General features: G+C 64.7%; 17 protein-coding genes. 5 read left to right on the top strand and 12 right to left on the bottom strand.

What is annotated here, in order from left to right:
• The 6 genes from astD to AC1DYX_RS15320 all read right to left on the bottom strand — a co-directional run.
• Nucleotides 1-1,409 (bottom strand): succinylglutamate-semialdehyde dehydrogenase (gene astD, locus AC1DYX_RS15345; RefSeq protein WP_477260228.1); only part of this gene is annotated, 1,409 nt, incomplete at its 3' end.
• On the bottom strand, nt 1,402-2,433 hold the full coding sequence (astA, locus tag AC1DYX_RS15340) for an arginine N-succinyltransferase (RefSeq protein ID WP_477260226.1): 1,032 nt from the start codon (nt 2,431-2,433) through the stop codon (nt 1,402-1,404). The genes astA and astD, both read right to left, overlap by 8 nt.
• A gap of 25 nt (nt 2,434-2,458) precedes the next feature.
• A complete protein-coding gene (locus tag AC1DYX_RS15335) occupies nt 2,459-3,499 on the bottom strand; it encodes an arginine N-succinyltransferase (protein WP_477260224.1) in 1,041 nt (346 codons plus the stop codon).
• Nucleotides 3,500-3,578: 79 nt separating this feature from the next.
• A complete protein-coding gene (locus AC1DYX_RS15330; protein WP_477260222.1) occupies nt 3,579-4,820 on the bottom strand; it encodes an acetylornithine/succinyldiaminopimelate transaminase in 1,242 nt (413 codons plus the stop codon).
• A 252-nt stretch (nt 4,821-5,072) separates the two neighbouring features.
• A complete protein-coding gene (locus AC1DYX_RS15325) occupies nt 5,073-6,011 on the bottom strand; it encodes a GlxA family transcriptional regulator (RefSeq protein WP_477260220.1) in 939 nt (312 codons plus the stop codon).
• Nucleotides 6,012-6,029: 18 nt separating this feature from the next.
• A complete protein-coding gene (locus tag AC1DYX_RS15320; protein WP_477260218.1) occupies nt 6,030-6,947 on the bottom strand; it encodes a DMT family transporter in 918 nt (305 codons plus the stop codon).
• A gap of 132 nt (nt 6,948-7,079) precedes the next feature.
• Here AC1DYX_RS15320 and AC1DYX_RS15315 point away from each other — a divergent pair, with 132 nt between their 5' ends.
• From AC1DYX_RS15315 to AC1DYX_RS15300, 4 genes are all read left to right on the top strand, one after another.
• Complete coding sequence (locus tag AC1DYX_RS15315) at nt 7,080-7,568, top strand: MarR family winged helix-turn-helix transcriptional regulator (protein ID WP_477260216.1); 489 nt, start codon at nt 7,080-7,082, stop codon at nt 7,566-7,568.
• A 1-nt stretch (nt 7,569) separates the two neighbouring features.
• Nucleotides 7,570-7,851 (top strand): hypothetical protein, encoded by a 282-nt coding sequence (locus AC1DYX_RS15310; protein ID WP_477260214.1) that lies wholly within the window; start codon nt 7,570-7,572, stop codon nt 7,849-7,851.
• 29 nt (nt 7,852-7,880) lie between these two features.
• Nucleotides 7,881-8,717, top strand: coding sequence for an HDOD domain-containing protein (locus AC1DYX_RS15305; protein WP_477260212.1), 837 nt, complete (start codon nt 7,881-7,883; stop codon nt 8,715-8,717).
• Nucleotides 8,718-8,912: 195 nt separating this feature from the next.
• Nucleotides 8,913-9,440: a porin family protein gene (locus tag AC1DYX_RS15300; RefSeq protein WP_477260210.1), complete on the top strand. Its 528-nt coding sequence runs from the start codon at nt 8,913-8,915 to the stop codon at nt 9,438-9,440.
• A gap of 84 nt (nt 9,441-9,524) precedes the next feature.
• On the opposite strand, the gene AC1DYX_RS15295 is transcribed toward AC1DYX_RS15300, so the two are convergent.
• The 6 genes from AC1DYX_RS15295 to queA all read right to left on the bottom strand — a co-directional run bounded on the left by AC1DYX_RS15295 (nt 9,525) and on the right by queA (nt 16,826).
• Nucleotides 9,525-10,442, bottom strand: coding sequence for an RNA-guided endonuclease InsQ/TnpB family protein (locus AC1DYX_RS15295; protein WP_477260208.1), 918 nt, complete (start codon nt 10,440-10,442; stop codon nt 9,525-9,527).
• A gap of 607 nt (nt 10,443-11,049) precedes the next feature.
• Nucleotides 11,050-12,072 carry a protein translocase subunit SecF gene (secF, locus tag AC1DYX_RS15290; protein WP_477260206.1) on the bottom strand — a complete coding sequence of 341 codons (1,023 nt, stop codon included), beginning with the start codon at nt 12,070-12,072 and terminating at the stop codon, nt 11,050-11,052.
• 12 nt (nt 12,073-12,084) lie between these two features.
• The gene (secD, locus tag AC1DYX_RS15285) at nt 12,085-13,974 is read right to left on the bottom strand and encodes a protein translocase subunit SecD (protein ID WP_477260204.1); all 1,890 of its coding nucleotides are present in this window, start codon (nt 13,972-13,974) and stop codon (nt 12,085-12,087) included.
• A 54-nt stretch (nt 13,975-14,028) separates the two neighbouring features.
• Complete coding sequence (gene yajC / locus AC1DYX_RS15280; protein ID WP_477260202.1) at nt 14,029-14,361, bottom strand: preprotein translocase subunit YajC; 333 nt, start codon at nt 14,359-14,361, stop codon at nt 14,029-14,031.
• 271 nt (nt 14,362-14,632) lie between these two features.
• The gene (gene tgt, locus AC1DYX_RS15275) at nt 14,633-15,772 is read right to left on the bottom strand and encodes a tRNA guanosine(34) transglycosylase Tgt (protein ID WP_477260200.1); all 1,140 of its coding nucleotides are present in this window, start codon (nt 15,770-15,772) and stop codon (nt 14,633-14,635) included.
• 4 nt (nt 15,773-15,776) lie between these two features.
• Nucleotides 15,777-16,826, bottom strand: a complete 1,050-nt coding sequence (gene queA / locus AC1DYX_RS15270) for a tRNA preQ1(34) S-adenosylmethionine ribosyltransferase-isomerase QueA (protein ID WP_477260198.1) — start codon at nt 16,824-16,826, stop codon at nt 15,777-15,779.
• 148 nt (nt 16,827-16,974) lie between these two features.
• On the opposite strand from queA, the gene AC1DYX_RS15265 reads away from it, so the two are divergent.
• A partial coding sequence (locus tag AC1DYX_RS15265) for an ATP-dependent DNA helicase RecG (RefSeq protein WP_477260196.1) occupies nt 16,975-17,930 on the top strand: 956 nt, incomplete at its 3' end.

Genomic DNA, 17,930 nt, shown 5'->3' with positions numbered 1-17,930 from the left:
CAGTAATCCGCCGCGTAGTAGGCGCTCGGACGATGGTTGCCCGATTTACCGACGCCGCCGAACGGCGCCGAGCTGGCGGCCCCCGTCGTCGGACGGTTCCAGTTGACGACGCCCGCGCGCGCCTTGATCGCGAAGCGTTTCCACAGGTCTTCCGACGGCGACAGCAGCGCGGCGGCGAGACCATACGCCGTGGCATTGGCGGCCGCGATGGCGCGGTCGAAATCGGCCACGCGGATCACCTGCAGCAGCGGGCCGAACCACTCTTCGTCCGGGATGCCTGTCGCGTCGGTGACGTCGACGATGCCCGCGGTAACGAAGCCGGCGTTCGGATCGAGCTGGCGCATCCGCAGCAGCACTTTGCCGCCCTGCGCTTCCATCATCTCCTGCGCCTGCACGAGGCGTCTCGCGACGGCGGCGGAGACGACGGGGCCCATGAACGGCTGCGGGTCCGCATTGGACGGACCGACCGCCAGCTTGCCGGACACTCCCACGAGGCGATCGATGAAAGCCTGTCCCTGCGGACCGTCCTGCACGATCAGCCGGCGCGCACACGTGCAGCGCTGGCCGGCCGAGATGAAGGCGGACATCACGGCGTGGTGCACGGCCGCGTCGATATTGGTGACGCCCCAGACGACGAGCGGGTTGTTGCCACCCATTTCCAGCGCCAGCATCTTGCCCGGCTGGCCGCCGAACTGTTTATGCAGCGCGACGCCGGTCTGGCTGCTCCCCGTGAACAGGATGCCGTCCACGTCCGGGTGCTGCGACAGCGCGACGCCGGTCGCGCGGCCGCCGTTCACGAGGTTCAGCACGCCCTGCGGCAGGCCGGCCTGTTCCCACAGCTGCACCGTGCGCACGGCGGTGCGCGGCGCGTATTCGCTCGGCTTGAACACGAGCGTATTCCCGGCGATCAGCGCGGGCACGACGTGGCCGTTCGGCAAGTGGCCCGGAAAGTTATAGGGTCCGAACACGCCAAACACGCCATGCGGACGGTGGCGCAGCACGGCATTGCCGTCGGCCACCTTCGCGGCCGTTTCGCCCGTGCGCGCGGCATGCGACTGCACGGAGATGTCGACCTTATTGGCCATCGTGGTCACTTCGGTGCGGGCTTCCCACAACGGCTTGCCCACTTCCTCGGCGATGATGGCCGCGAGTTCTTCGTTATGCTCCTTGAGCAGGTCGCGGAAGCGCTGGCAGATCGCGATGCGCTCCTCCAGCGGCGTGAGGGCCCAGCCTTCGAACGCGGCGCACGCGGCTTTCACGGCGCGGTCGACGTCTTCCGCCGTGGACTCGTTGCTGGCCCAGGTCTGGCGGCCGGTGGACGGGTCGATCGTCGCGAGCTGCGGGCCGCTGCCGGCCAGCCAGGCGCCGCCAATGAAGTTGGCGCAGTTAGAGCTCAATACATTAGCCATTGTTTTTCCTTACGTTGAGAGCCAGGGAGCGGACGGGGTCGCCCGGCTGGCAATGCAGCAGTTGGAGTTCGCGCACGGATAGCGCGACCTTGCGGCCGCTGTCGCAGGCCTGGGTAAGGACCATGCGAAAGTCGTCGAGTTTCGTGTTGGAGACGAGCGTGACTTCGCACTCGGCGTCAAGGTGGCCTTCCGTGGCCGTCGTCAGCACGCTGTCGCGTACGGCGCGCAGTTCGGCCACGCGGCCCTGCAGCACGGGGCCCGCGTCGAAGATGTCGACGTAGCCCTCGTAGTGCATGCCTTCCTGTTCCAGCAGTTTACGCGCCGGCAGGGTGGAGCGGTGCACCTGGCCGATCACGGCCTGCGCGTCTTCCGGCAGGTAGGCCACGTACAGCGGCTGGCGCGGCATCAGTTCGGCGATGAACGATTTTTTACCGAGCGCCGTAAGGCCGTCGACGTGGTTGAAATCCATCTTGAAGAAGTGCCGTCCCAGGCCTTCGTAGAACGGCGACGTGCCGTCCTCGGCCTGGTAGCCGCGCATCTCGGCGATGATCTTTTCGGTGAACAGGTGCTGGAACTGGGCCATGAACAGGAAGCGGCTCTTCGACAGCCACTTGCCGTTATGGCCCGTGCGGTATTCCGGCATCAGGAACAGCGAGCACAGTTCCGTCGAACCCGTGAGGTCGTTCGACAGGTACAGCGTGTCCATGCGCGTAAACACGCCCAGCTCGCGGCTGGAGTGCACGAGCGTGCCGATGCGGTAGTTATAAAACGGTTCGTTCAGGCCGACGGCGGCCTTGATGGCGCACACCCCGGCCAGACGGCCGTTCGACGTGTCTTCCATCACGAACATGTAGTCGCGTTCCTCGGGCGGGATCGTCTGCGCGAACGATGCCACTGCGGTCTCGACGCGTTCGCCCAGCATGGCGCGGTCCGGCTTCAGCGTGGTCATGCCGCTGCCGACCTGGCGCGCCATCTCGACCAGCGGATCGATGTCGTTCAGGGTGATTGCGCGGATTACGAGCATGGGTTCCTCATGGTAGTTCTGCACGTCAGACGCGCACGCAGATGACGCTGTCGCCGGTCGACACGCCCAGCGCCTCGCGCGCAGCCGGCGGCAGACAGATGGCGTCCGAGCTTTCGGCCGGGTCGCACGGCAGCACGGTCGCGCGGAACTTGCGCTCGCTGCTGGCCACGGCATAGCTGACCATTCCGGCCTTGCCGCCGCGCGTGGGCGGCTGCAGTTCGGCGTTCGCGACCTTCCTCACCATCGAGCCGGAGAACGAGCGCWGCGCGTGCTTGTGCGCCTGCAGGATCGGCCCGCCGTCGAAGATGTCGATATATTCGTCGGCCTCGAAGCCCTCTTCCGTTAACAGGTCGAACGCGAGCTGGCCGCTCGGGTGGATCTGGCCCATCACGGCCTGCGCAGGGCCCGGCAGCAGCGGCACGTACACGGGATAGTGCGGCATCAGCTCGACGATCAGGGTGCGGTTGCGGGCGCCGCCGATCGTGCGCTCGGCGTCGAGGAAGTCCATCTTGAAGAATTTGCGGCCCAGCGCATCCCAGAACGGGGACTGGCCGCGGTCGTCGGTGACGCCCGCCAGCGGCACGAAGAAGCGGTCGCCGAAGCGGTGCGGCGCCAGCACGGCATACAGCAGGCGGGCACGCGACAGCAGCGCGGCTTCGCGCCCGGCCGTGTCGCGGTGGCGGATGTAGAAGCCGGACAGCTGCGAATACGCCGTCAGCTCCGAGCACAGCGTGAGCGCATGCACGCTGTGACTGATGTTCAGGTCGCGCGAGACCTGCTGGATCACGTCGTTGCGGAACGCGAAATAGGTGCCGTTCGAACCGGCCGACGCGTGGATCGCGGCGGTGCCGACCAGCTCGCGGGACTCGACGTCTTCGAGCACGAACAGGTAGGACTCTTCGCTGGGGATATCGACGTGGGCGGCGAACGACGCCACCGAACGTTCCACGAACGCGGCGATCTTCTCGCGCGTGCGCGGCAGGGTGTGCACTCCCGGCGTGGACGCGGCGAGCAGCGTCCCGAGGGCGCCGACATCCGCTGGTTCTACCGGACGAACTACGTACATGGATTCTCCCGACAAGGACATCGAACGAACGGAGCCGGCCGGGCTGGGGTGCCCCCCTTCCGGCCGGGTGGTGCGGAGGTCAGCCGGCGAGGAACGCGTCGGCGGCCTGGCGCATGATGCTGTCCGCTTGCGCGATCTGCTCGTCCGACACGACCAGCGCCGGCGCGAGGCGCACGACGTCCGGGCCGGCGATCAGCAGCATCAGGCCGAGCTTTTCCGCGACCTTCGTATAGTCCTTCGATTTGCCCTTGTAGCCTTCGGCCATCGGCAGGCCGATCAGGAGGCCCTTGCCGCGCGGCTTGGCGAACAGCTGCGGGTAGTCGGCGGCCAGCTTCTCCAGGTTCGCCATCACCTTGGCGGCCGCTTCCCGCACGCGCGCCAGGAACGCCGGCTGGTTGATCTGCTCGATCACGGCCAGCGCCACCGACGTCGCCAGCGGATTACCGCCGTACGTGGTGCCGTGGCTGCCGACGCCCAGGTGCTGGGCGACCTCGTTGGTCGTCAGCATGGCGCCGATCGGGTAGCCGTTGCCCAGGGCCTTGGCCGACGTCAGGATGTCCGGGGTCACGCCCACGTTCATGTAGTCGAACAGCGCGCCGGTGCGGCCCACGCCCGACTGCACTTCGTCGAACACCAGCAGGGCGCCGGTCTTGTCGCACAGCTCGCGCAGCGTCTTGAGGAATTCGATGTCGCCCGGAATCACGCCGCCCTCGCCCTGGATCGGTTCCACGATCACGGCCGCCACGTCATCGCCGATCGCGGCGCGCGCGGACTCGATGTCGTTGTAGTCGATGTGGTTGATTTCCGGCGGCAGCGGCTCGAAGCCTTCGGTGTACTTCGACTGGCCGCCGACCGACACGGTGAACAGCGTACGGCCGTGGAACGAGGAATAGCACGACACGATGCGCGACTTGTGCGGACCGAACTTGCCATGCGCGTACTTCCGGGCCAGCTTCAGCGCGGCTTCGTTGGCTTCCGCGCCCGAGTTGGCGAAGAAGCAGCGCTCGGCGAACGTGGCCTCGATCAGGGCCGAGGCCAGGCGCAGCACCGGCTCGTTCGTGTAGCCATTGCCGACGTGCCACAGGGTATTGGCCTGGCGGGTCAGCGCCTCGACGACGACCGGGTTGCAATGACCCAGGCTGCTGACGGCGATGCCGGAGGTGAAGTCGAGATAATGCTTGCCTTCCTGATCCCAGACGTCGAGGCCCGAAGCGCGCACGGGCACCATCGCGGCGGGTGCATAGGTCGGGACGAGCACCTCGTCGTAAGTCTGGCGTGTGACAGGCCGCGTGGTGACACCCGAGTCGAGCTTAGCATTCATGACGTTTTCCTCATCCAAATAAAAGATTGCGCGGACTCCAGCAGCCGCGCCGAGCGACTCATTATAGAGAAGGCTATCCTTGTCGTTCTTTCCAATCTGCGACAGGCATTTTCATTTTTGGACGAGCAACAATTGCCCAAATTCGGGGTCAGACCCCTTTTATTTGCAAACTTCGTCAAATCAACGTCGATGCTCGGGCTACGCCACACAACATCGACGACTTCACAGAAATAATGTGCTCTGACCCCGAATTTATTGGCTCAGTTTGCGCTGGCGTTCTTCGCGGGGGGTATTGCCGAACAGGGCGCCAAAGGCGGTGGAAAAGTGGGAACCGGACGAGAATCCGCACATCAGGCCCACCTGCACGATGGAGTGGTTGGTGTCGCGCAGCAGCTGGCGCGCGCGCTGCAGGCGCAGTTCGAGGTAGTAGCGCGACGGCAGGCTGCCCAGGTATTGCTTGAACAGGCGCTCCAGCTGGCGGCGCGACACGCCCGCCAGCTGGGCGATCTCGTCGGTGGACAGCGGTTCCTCGATATTCGCTTCCATCAGGGTGACGGCTTCCGTCAGCTTGGGCTGCAGCACGCCGAAGCGGGCCTGCAGTGCCACGCGCTGGCGCTCGTCCGGGCCGCGCACGCGGTCCACGCACAGGATTTCCTTGACCTGCGCCTGGGCCGTCGCGCCGAACAGCAGGTCGACGAGGGTGAGAGAAAAGTCGATGCTGGCCGCGCCGCCGCAGCACGTGAGGCGTGCGCCGTCGATCTCGTACAGGTGCGGGCTGAGCAGGGCCTCGTCGGCGCGCATGTCGACGTCCGGATACAGCGACCACGGCAAGGCCGCGCGCACGCCGTTCAGCGCGCCCGCCTCCGCCAGCCACAGCACGCCGGCGCCGACCCCGCCCCAGCAGGGCGCCGCGCGGCAGCGCGCGACGAGGGCGCGCAGGTTGGCGGGACGCAGGCCGGCCTCGGATTCGTCGGCGACGAGCAGCACGAGGTGCCAGTGACGCTGGTCGGCCGTGAATTTATCGGGACTGCGCACGTCCACGTGCAGGTGCGCCGGTCCCAGCACCTTGGCCGCCAGGCGCAGCGGCTGCACGAGGCCGGACCACGTGAGCGAATCCGGCTCGCCCGCATGCACGAGCAGCACGCGCAGCGGCGCCTCCCGCGCGAGGCTGGACAGTTCAGCGTGCTGCATCAGGACAAACAGTGGTCATCACTCGGGGGCAAGCGCGGTGGCCGGCCGGCTTTCGGCATTCCATTGGCTGACAATCATACCGGAGATCAACAATGCCGCGCCGAGCCACCCTCGCCCGCCCATCGCCTCGCCGAGCCAGAAATACGCGAAGAACGCGGCGCCGCCGGGCTCGAACGCGTAGATGACGGCCGCCTCGTTGGCGCTCGTGCGTGCCTGGCCCCACGTCTGCAGCGAGATGATGCCGGCCGTGCACAGCACGCCGAGATAGGCGAAATTCGGCGCGTAATGCAGCAGCCCATGGCCGATATAGGCCCAGTAGTTCGCCGCTTCCTCAAGGCCGGCGACGGCGCCACGCGGCACCTCCCGCACGAGCAGCCACAGCCCCGCACACACGGCGACGGTGACGATCTGCGCGGCCGTCACGGTCATCAGGCGCACCGCACGCCGCGTATAAATCTCCATGACCTCGATGTAGGCGCCGAACGTCAGGGCGGCCAGCAGCGCGAGCGTGTCGCCGCGGCCCCAGCCGCCATCGCCATCCCAGCACAGCACGACGAGTCCGGCCACCGCGAACCCCAGCGCGACGACGATGCGGCGCTCCGGCAGGCGCCCGCCCAGCAGACCCAGCAACGGCACGACGAGCACGTTCAGGCCGCAGATGAAGGCGTTGCGGTTGGACGTCGTCAGCGCCAGGCCCTCGACCTGGAACAGGTAGCAGAAGAACAGCAACAGGCCGAGTGTGGCGCCGGAGACGAGATCCGCGCGGCGCGCACGCCACAGGAACGGCGCCAGCAACAGCGCCGCGATGGCAAAACGGGACAGGATGATCCAGACAGGAGAAAAATAAGCCGTCAATTCCTTCATCGCGGGAAATGTCGTTCCCCATACGAGGACGACAACGACGAGGGCGAAAATGCCACGCACATGCTGGGTCATGAAGGTTTCAATAAAGTCTGGCAAGATTGCTATGGTAACGGGCGTGGCCGCAAATGGGGAGGCAAGCGGGAAGCACGCAAGATTGGCCATCACATTGCAATCGGGCGCCGCGCGGACGGCTATAATCGTTTCATGGGTGAACGATATCTGAAGAGTGTGCGCCTGCTGGCCGAGTGCCTGCAAGGGTTCGAGCGCTTCGTCGCGGAACCGGTGCGTCGGCATGGGCTGACGCATCCGCAATTCGACATCATCGCCACCCTCGGCAACACGCCCGGCATGACCTACAAGGAGCTGGGCGAGCGCACACTGATCACGAAGGGCACATTGACCGGCGTGATCGACCGTCTGGAACAGAAAGGACTGGTCGAGCGCGTGCGCAATCGCGACGACCGGCGCTCGTTCCAAGTGCGCCTGACGGCGGCCGGCGACACGCTGTTCGGCGTGGCGTTTCCGGACGTGGTCGCGCACGGCAAGCAGCTGTTCGCCGATTATGGCGACGGCGATTTCGAACAACTGGACCATGCATTGCGCCGCCTGCGCACCCGGCTCGACGGCACGGATCTGGCGGCGCAAGCGCCTGGCGAACCCCGGGCGGGACACGCTCCCGTCGACGAAAGATGACATGAAGACTGCCCTGCTCGAAGGTAAAAAACCTCCTCATTTCGATAAACACATCATCGGCAACCTGCTGCTGGACGTGGCCCCACCCGCCGAGGTGCGCGACGAACCGATGCTGATCGGCGTGCGCAACGACGCCGGCGACATCTATCGCCTGATCGGCGCCGGCACGCTGAACAGCTTCATGAATGCGGTCGAGGAATTGTTCGACCTCGGCCTGATCGATGAGCTGCAGGACACCGAGGAACCGAAGGACGGCTGCGACGCCATTTTCAGCGAACCCTGACGGCCTGCCCGGGGGTATAATTTTTTCCCATGGATAGAATCGACGCCCTCAAGAACATTGCCGCGCAAGCCGGGCGCGGCGACCTCCATTTCCCCACCCATGTCGACGCGACGCTGAAGCTGCAGCGCGCGCTGGCCGATCCCGACTGCCACATCGACGAGGCGGCGCGCCTCGTGCAGACGGAACCGCTGCTGGCCGCGCGCACGGTCGCCATCGCCAACTCGGCCGCCTATAACCGCTTCGGCAACGACGTCACCAACGTCAAGGCCGCCGTGGCGCGCGTGGGCTTCCGCACCTTGGGCGCGCTGGCCGCGGCCGTGATCGTGCGCCAGCTGGCCAGCGGCATCCACGACCCTGACCTGCGCGCCCGGGCCGACCAGYTGTGGCTGCACTCGACCCACGTGGCCGCGCTGTCGCAGGTGATCGCGCGGCGCGTCTCGCATGTCGATCCGGAAACGGCGATGTTCGCCGGCATCGTGCACGAAGTCGGCGGCTTTTATCTGCTGTCGCGTGCGCCGGAATTCCCGGGCCTGCTGGACGGCGGCGCCGACGAATGGATCGAGCACGGCGAAACGGCCATCGGCCGCGGCGTCCTGCTCAAGCTGGGTGTGCCTGCACCGGTCATGGGCGCCATCGAGGCCCTGTGGAACGGCATGCGCGCCCTGCCGCCGGAAACCCTGGGCGACACGCTGCTGCTGGCGAACGACCTGTCGCCCGTCGCGTCTCCACTGCTGGAGCGCGATCCGGGCGTCGCCGGGCTGCAGGTCGGCGCCACCATCGACTTCGCCGTCGGCGAAGGCACGCTGTCGGCCATCCTCCAGGAATCGGAGGATGAGGTGCGCAGTCTCACGGCCGCGCTGGCCTGAGTCCCTTTGTGTTTCTTGCACCGGCCGCTTCGCGCGGCCGGCGTCGTTTCGCACATATGTGACTTTCCAGTCAATTGTTTTCATCTTGTTACATTCCTTACCGTTTGAGTACTTCTCTCAGGGAAACATGGTGATATCTTGACCATATTGCGATTCACAATGAATCGCGAGCCCGAGACCACCAAGGAGTGAAACATGAAAAAACTGCTGCTCGCACTGTTCGCCACCACCGCCGCCGTGGGCGCCGCTCATGCCCAGACGATCCCCGCCTCCAAGCCGCAAGCGTATATCGGCGTCGGCGCCGCCACGGCGGACAACAAGTCGGTCGACGAGTACAAGACCAACGCCAAGATCTACGGCGGCTATGACGTCGACCAGAACTGGGGCGTCGAAGCGGGCTACACCGACTTCGGCAAAGAAAACGCCGGCATCGGCAACGTGAAAGGTTCCGGCAMCTATGTCGCCGGCAAGTACACCGTCCCGCTGGGTGACCGCTTCTCCGGCTACGGCAAGCTGGGCGTGTCGTACAACGAGCGCAAATACAGTGACTCGCTGGGCAGCCAGGTCAACAACTATGACACCGGCCTGTATGGCGGCGTCGGCGTCGAGTACAAGTTGAACGAAAAGCTGGCCGTGAACGCCGAGTACGAACGCTACGGCAAGGACAAGGCGTTCGGCGCCAAGGCCGACGTGTACACCGTGGGCCTGAAGTACGGCTTCTGAGTCATAGCGTCTGATTCTGCTGCGGCCCGTCGGGCCGCAGCGCCCCCACCCCTCCCTGCGCCGTTCCTCCAAACTTACGCAAAGTTAGCCTAAGTTAACTTTGCCGTTGGATTCCTGCTTCGCCGGGGCCGGTTTCACCCTGCGCTCGCGCACAGTGCCAGGGCCTTCCCCTCTACAGGCCGATGCGGTCGAACTGACCGCCACATTCCTCAGATTGATCGCCGCGTTCACGTCGCGGTCGTTCAACGCCCCGCAACCTGGGCAGGTCCAGTGCCGCATATCCAGGCCGAGCGATTCCAGACGATACGCACAGCACGAACACAACTTGCTACTCGGGAACCAACGATCGACCAGTACGACCTGCCCGCCACGCCAGGCCGCCTTGTACTGGAGCTGGCGGCGTAGTTCATAAAACCCCATGTCGGCAATGGCCCGCGCCAGGTGCCGGTTGCCCAGCATGCCCTTGACGTTGAGGTCTTCGAGAACAGGTGGGTCGGAAGTATCAACGGTGATGCTTGCATACCAGTGGTCGGCGACGCGCGCGACTGATGCGGAGACGACCTTGCCTGCAAAGCGCAATGTCTCGCGCATACGGACCCAGCCCAGCTTCGGGATGCGGATATGCCGGCCTTCGATTCGGAATTGATCATTGCTGATCGTGAACCGGTCATCCCGTCCTTTCCTGCGAAATCTCGGATAACGGTCCCTCCCGGCGAAGAAATTCTCAAAGGCCCGTCCGAGCTGCATGATGGCCATCTGCCGTGCGTTCTTGGTGACCTCGAGCATCCACGGGAATTGCTCGCGCTTGATGCTGTTGAGCTGGCGCCGCAACGCCGCTTCGGACGGTTTGGTCAGCGTCGGGTCGGCCTTGCAGGCTTCATATTGTCTTTGCCACTGGCTTAGCGCCCAGTTGTACGCGAAGCGGGCGGTGCCCGCAGCGCGCGCCAAATAAGTCGCCTGCACGTTGTTCGGATCCAGTCGGATGCGGTGTGCTACAAGCATTGGGCGTTCTTTACACTGGTGTTGGTCAAGACACCGATGGCTTTGACGGCCGTGCTGATGGGAACGAGCTTGTTTATTTTGTATAAGACCGCACGGAGATTAGCTAAGTTCCGGACGACTTGTTCTAACCCGGGGCGTTTTTTTGAGCCTCGTCCAGAAAAAAATGCCCGCTCCGGGGAGCGGGCCAAGTCCAAAACTAGGGATGTCCTGAAAGAGACAATTTCATCTTAGTTCCCGGCGCCTAAATGCTCTGTGCGTTGACACACATTTGTTAAATATTTTGCCTTGCGCCGCCTAACAAAGCATCTTTCTTATTCTGAGAGCAACAACGTCGCATACCGAGTCAGGAGCGGGCGGTCTCGCTACCCAGGTGCCGGGAACCTATCTGAGCGCCCTACCCCGACGGACAAAAAAAACCCGCTCCTTGCGGGAGCGGGTGAAGTCCAAAACTAGGGATGTCCTGAAAGAGACGAGTTCATATTAGGACAGCGCCGCAAAGTGCTCTGTGCGCTGTTTCACACAAAGATAAATCTTTTATATCAACCCACGAAAACAAAAAGCCGCCACGGCCAGGCCGGGCGGCTTTTGCTTTGCGGATGCGCCGTGATTACACGACGGCGCCGTCCGTTTCGTCCTTGGCCTTGATCGGCTTGATCAGGTCTTCACGCTTGACGCCCAGCCACATGGCGATGGCCGCCGCCACGAACACGGACGAGTAAATGCCGAACAGGATGCCGATGGTCAGCGCGATCGCGAAGTAGTGCAGCGTCTGGCCGCCGAAGAACAGCATCGACAACACCATCATCTCGGTACAGCCGTGGGTGATGATGGTACGCGAGATCGTGCTCGTGATCGCGTGGTCGATGACCTGGGTCACGGTCAGCTTGCGCTCCTTGCGGAAGGTCTCGCGGATCCGGTCGAAGATCACGACGGATTCGTTGACGGAGTAACCCAGCACGGCGAGCACGGCGGCCAGCACGGTCAGCGAGAACTCCCACTGGAAGAAGGCGAAGAAGCCCAGGATGATGACGACGTCGTGCAGGTTGGCGACGATCGCGGCCACGGCGAACTTCCATTCGAAGCGCACGGCCAGGTAGAGCATCACGCCGACGACGACCATGATCAGCGCGTTCAGGCCGTTCTGCGCCAGCTCGTCGCCGACCTGCGGACCGACGAATTCCACGCGCTGCAGGCTGACCACTTCCGCGCCCGCCGCGTTGACGCAGCTGGAACGGGTGACGTTCTCGCCCTTGTCGGTGACGTGCTGGACCTGCTTCGGCGCACCGGCTTCCGCCGCGCACAGTGTGTTGAACACCGTGGCCGACGTGTTCGCAGAGGCCACGCCCTGGCGGATCGGCAGGCGCAGCATGACGTCCTGCGCGGTGCCGAAGCTCGTCACTTCAGGCTGCTCGTAGCCCAGTTGTTCCAGGCTGCGGCGGATCTTTTCCTGGTCGGCCGCATGCGGATACCGCAGTTCCATCACGGTACCGCCGGTGAACTCGACCGAGAAGTGCAGGCCCTTGGTCATCAGGAAGAACACCGCGGCGACGAAGGTCAGCGCCGAGATCACGTTGAAGATCAACGCGTGGCGCATGAACGGGATGTCCCGTTTAATCTTGAAAAATTCCATGTTCTACCCCGGTTATCCTTTCTTGACGGCCGTCCTGGCCGCGGCGGCGTCCGCGTTCCACACGGTGCCGATGGCGATCTTGCCCAGCTTCTTCTTGCGGCCATACCACAGGTTCACGACGCCGCGCGACAGGAACACGGCCGAGAACATCGACGTCAGGATGCCCAGGCAGTGCACGACGGCAAAGCCGCGCACGGCGCCCGAACCGAACACCAGCAGCGCCAGGCCGACGATGAGGGTCGTCACGTTCGAGTCGAGGATGGTCGCCCAGGCATGGCTGAAGCCGGCCGAGATCGCCGCCTGCGGCGTGTTACCCGCACGCAGTTCCTCGCGGATGCGTTCGTTGATCAGCACGTTGGCGTCGATCGCCATACCGAGCGCCAGCGCGATTGCCGCGATACCCGGCAGGGTCAGCGTGGCGCCCAGCATCGACAGCAGGGCCAGCAGGAACAGCAGGTTGCAGGCCAGCGCGACGACGCTGAAGAAGCCGAACAGCTGGTAATAGATGACCATGAAGATCGCGATCGCCACGAAGCCCCACAGCGTGGAATGCAGGCCCTTGGCGATGTTCTCGGCACCCAGCTGCGGGCCGACGACCCGTTCCTCGACGAATTCCATCGGGGCCGACAGCGCGCCGGCGCGCAGCAGCAGCGCCAGCTCGGCGGCAGCCTGCGGGCTGGCCATGCCGGTGGTCCGGAAGTTCGAGCCGAATTCGCTCTGGACGGTCGCGACCTGCAGCACGTTGTACTTGCCTTTTTCCTTCAGCAGCGTGGCCATGCGCTTGCCGACGCGCTCGCGCGTCATGGCGCGCATCTTGCGGCCGCCTTCGGCGTTCAGCTCGATGTTCACGGCCGGACGCTGGTTCTCGTCGAAGCCGGCGACGGCGTTGACGACCGATTCGCCGCTCACGAGCACGTCCTTCGACACGACGACCGGCGCGCCCTGGCCTTCGGTGAACAGTTCCGAATTCAGCGGGACTGCGGCGGACAGCTCGGTGCCCGGCGTGACGGTGTCGTCGGTCACGCGGAATTCCAGCGTGGCGGTGCGGCCGATGATGTCCTTGGCGTGGGCGACGTCCTGCACGCCCGGCAGCTGGACGACGATGCGGTCGCGGCCCTGTTGCTGGATCACGGGCTCGCTCACGCCCAGTTCGTTGATACGCTTGCTCAGCGCGGCGATGTTCTGCTTGACGCCCTCTTCCACCACGCGCTGCAGCGCGGCCGGCWTCAGGGTCACGACCAGCTTCAGGTCGGAGCCGTCGGCGGCGTCGGAGAATGCCAGGTCGGCGTTCTGGGCGGCCAGCACGTTGCGCGCCTGCGTGCGGGTGGCCTCGTCACGGAACCTGATCTCGACGTTGTTGCCGATACGATCGATACCGGCGTGGCGCACGCTCTTGTCGCGCAGCTCGCCGCGGACGCTGGACAGGACGCTCTTGATGCGGGTCTCCTGCACGGCCTTCGCATCCACCTGCAACAGGAAGTGCACGCCGCCGCGCAGGTCGAGACCCAGGTTCAGCGGCTTGGCGTTGATGGCCTGCATCCAGGCCGGGGTGTTCTTGACCAGGTTGACGGTGACGATGTAGTCGGGGTCGGCCGGGTCACGGTTCAGGTCGCGCTCGAGCGCCGTCTTGGCCTTGAACTGGATATCGGGGGTTGCGAAGCGCGCGCGCACGGAAGCGCTGTCGCCCGAGCCTTCCAGACCCACGGCGTCGGCAGGAATACCTTCGCGCTTGAGCGCGTCGGCAACCCGCGTGACCGTGTCGCTGTTGACCTTGACGGTCGCCTTGGAGGTCGTCACCTGCAGGGCCGGCGAATCGACGAAATAATTGGGCGCCGTATACAGCAGGCCAAGCAGCACTGTCACGAGGATCAGTATGTATTTCCAGAGGGGGTAACGATTCATGATGTTCCAGCGTTCAGGATCGGCGGGGAGCGCGGCGCGGGCCGCGCGGCCGGATTACAGGGACTTCAGCGTGCCCTTCGGCAGCAGCGCGGTCACGGCATTCTTCTGCACCACCACTTCGGTACCGGCCGCGATTTCGACGTTCACGTACGTGTCGGTCACCTTGGTCACACGGCCCAGCATGCCGCCGACGGTGATGACTTCGTCGCCCTTGGCCAGCGCGTCCATCATGGTTTTCAGCTCTTTCTGGCGCTTCTGCTGCGGACGGATCATGAGGAAATACATGACCACGAACATCAGGATCAGCGGGGCGAACGTGGTGAGGTTACCCATCAGACCCGGATCGGCGGCACCGGCGGTTTGCGCGTAAGCGTTGGAAATGAACACAAGGACTCCGATTGTATTAAGTGAAAAAACAAGCGCTGTATTCTAGCACCGGCAAACTGTCAACAGCCAGTTTCCCGCCATGTGGGATCGACGTGCCCAAATGCAAGAGTTATCGGAAAATTAATTCGTAGGGTGGGCACCCCCGTGCCCACGCGGACGCCAACATGACGCGAACGTCACGCGTGGGCACGTTTCATTGGATTGATGCCCCCGGCATCAATCCCCCCCGGCCTCAAATGCCCACCCTACGTAACGCCGCGGTCGATGTGGCTCAAACACCCCGCGCGCGGTCCGCGTTGAACTGCACGCGGAACTCGTTGAACCGATCCGCATCGATGGCATCGCGGATCTCCTGCATGAGGTTCAGGTAGTAGTGCAGGTTGTGGATGGTGTTGAGCCGCGCCCCCAGTATCTCCTTGGAGCGGTGCAGGTGGTGCAGATAAGCGCGCGAGAAGTTCTTGCAGCAGTAGCACGAGCACGTCTCGTCCAGCGGCGAGGGGTCGTCCTTGTAGCGGGCATTCTTGATCTTCAGGTCGCCGAAGCGGGTGAACAGCCAGCCGTTGCGCGCGTTCCGGGTCGGCATCACGCAGTCGAACATGTCGATGCCGTTCGCCACGCCGTCCACCAGGTCTTCCGGCGTACCGACGCCCATCAGGTAGTGCGGCTTGTGTTCCGGCAGGCGCGGGCCGACGTGCTGCAACACGCGCATCATGTCYTCCTTCGGCTCGCCCACCGACAGGCCGCCGATGGCCAGCCCCGGGAAACCGATCTCTTCCAGGCCCGCCAGCGACTCGTCGCGCAGGCGCTCGTACATACCGCCCTGGACGATGCCGAACAGCGCGTTCGGATTTTCGCCCTTCTGGAATTCGTTCATCGAACGCTGGGCCCAGCGCAGCGACATGCGCATCGACTTGGCCGCTTCCTCGCTCGTGGCCGGACGGCCGTCGATCTCGTACGGCGTGCACTCGTCGAACTGCATGACGATGTCGGAGTTCAGCGAGCGCTGGATCTGCATCGAGATCTCGGGCGACAGGAACTGGCGCGAGCCGTCGATCGGCGACGCGAACTTCACACCCTCTTCCGTGATCTTGCGCATCGCGCCCAGCGAAAACACCTGGAAGCCGCCGGAGTCGGTGAGGATCGGCTTGTCCCAGCCCATAAAGCCGTGCAGGCCGCCGAACTTGTCCATGACCTGCGTACCCGGGCGCAGCCACAGGTGGAAGGTATTGCCGAGGATGATCTGCGAACCGACTTCCTTCAATTCGTTCGGCGCCATCGCCTTGACGGAGCCATAGGTCCCGACCGGCATGAAGATCGGCGTCTCGATGGTGCCGTGGTTCAGTTTCAAACGGCCGCGGCGGGCATGCGACAGGCCGCTCGTGTCTTTCTTGAGTAGGGTGAATTCGAGCATGGGTTTAATTCGTGTCCTTGGTTGCGCGCGAGTGCGTCGTCAACAACATGGCGTCGCCGTAGCTGAAGAAGCGGTATTCGCAAGCGATCGCGTGCGCATAGGCCTTGCGGATTTCGTCGTAGCCGGCAAAGGCCGAGACGAGCATCATCAGCGTCGACTTGGGCAGGTGGAAGTTGGTGATCAGCCGGGTGACCGTCTTGAACAGATAGCCCGGGGTGATGAACAGGTTGGTGTCGCCGCTGCCGGCCGCGAGTTCGCCCGACTGCGACGCCGATTCCAGCGCGCGCAGCGACGTGGTGCCGACCGCCACGACGTCGCGTCCGGCTGCCCGCGCGGCGCGCACGGCCTCGACGGTCTCTTGCGGGATCGTGTACCACTCGCTGTGCATCTTGTGCTCGGCGAGGTTTTCCACGCGCACCGGCTGGAACGTGCCGGCGCCGACGTGCAAGGTGACGTAGGCGATGCGCACGCCCTTCGCGACGACCTTGTCGAGCAGTGGCTGGTCGAAGTGCAGGCCGGCCGTCGGCGCGGCGACGGCACCCGGCTCCTTCGAATAGACGGTCTGGTAACGCTGTTCGTCGAAGTCGTCGGCATCRTGCTCGATGTACGGCGGCAGCGGCAGGCGGCCGTGGGCCTCGATCAGTTCGAACACGTCGCCGTCGAAGTGCAGGGTGAAGAACTCGCCGGCGCGCTCGCCGACGCCGACCTCGAACGCGCCGGCCAGGCGGATGCGCGAGCCGGGCCTGGGCGACTTCGACGCGCGCACCTGCGCGAGCACCGTGCGCGGATCCAGCACGCGCTCGACGAGCACCTCGACCTGGCCGCCGGTGTCTTTCTGGCCGAAGAAGCGCGCCTTCAGCACCCGGGTGTTGTTCATCACGAGCGTGTCGCCGGCCTGCAATTGGTCGACGATGTCGGCGAAATGCCGGTCGGTGATGCGGTCGCCATCCAGCTGCAGCAGGCGCGACGCGCTGCGGTCGGGCAGCGGCACCTGGGCGACGCGCTCGGGCGGCAGGTCGAAATCGAAGTCGGAAAGGGAGTACGTTTTGCTCATCTGGGAAAAACAGCTCATAGAGCCTTACAATATGGGCTACAGCGTGCGGCGAACCCATTATTTTACACCCGGATTTCAGCCTGCGGGCGCATGCGAACCGTTATGCGYAAATACTGATAAGCCGACAACACGCACCCCACGAACCGCCATGCCAGCCACGAACGCCAAACCGGCGGCCAAAGCCGCAGCCAGGACAGCACCGAAAAGCATCGAGAGCAAGCTCGCCAGGCTCGGCCTGCACACGGACATGGACCTCGTGCTGCACCTGCCGATGCGCTACGAGGACGAGACGCAGATCGTGCCCATCCGCGAAGCCTGCCTGCGCGGCGGCCATGTCGCGCAGGTCGAAGGCGTGGTGGTCAAGAACGAGATCGCCTACAAACCGCGGCGCCAGCTGCTGGTGACCATCGCCGACGAGACCTCGGACATCCAGCTGCGCTTCATGAATTTCTACGGTAGCCAGGTGAAGCAACTGGCCGAGGGCACGCGCGTGCGCGCCCGCAGCGAGGTCCGGCATGGCTTCTTCGGTGCCGAGATGGTTCACCCGGCATATAAGGTCGTCAACGAGGGCGCGCCGCTGCCGACGTCGCTCACGCCCGTGTACCCGTCCGGCGAAGGGCTGTCGCAGACGGTGCTGCGGCGCGCGATCGCGGATGCGATGAAGCGTGTGGACTGGACCGACACCGTGCCGCGCGCCGTGCGCGAGAAGCTGAACCTGGCCGAATTCCAGCCGGCCGTGCGCCTGCTGCACTATCCGCCGCCGGACGTCGACGAGCACGCGCTGACGGAACGCAGCCACCCCGCGTGGACGCGCGTGAAGTTCGACGAACTGCTCGCGCAGCAGCTGTCGCTGAAACGCGCACAGCAGGCCCGGCGCGAAAAAGGGGCGCCCGTGCTGAGCGCCGTCGGCTCGCTTTCGGAGTCCTTCCTGCAAGCCCTGCCCTTCAAACTGACGAATGCGCAGCAGCGCGTGGTCGAAGAGATCCGCCACGACCTGCGCGAGGATTACCCGATGCAGCGCCTGCTGCAGGGCGACGTCGGCAGCGGCAAGACCGTCGTCGCGGCCCTCGCCGCGGCGCAGGCCATCGACAGCGGCTACCAGGC

Source organism: Massilia sp. P2_C2, assembly GCF_056404615.1.
Note: the sequence above shows the minus strand (reverse complement) of the source record. Positions and strands in the feature narration are given on the sequence as shown.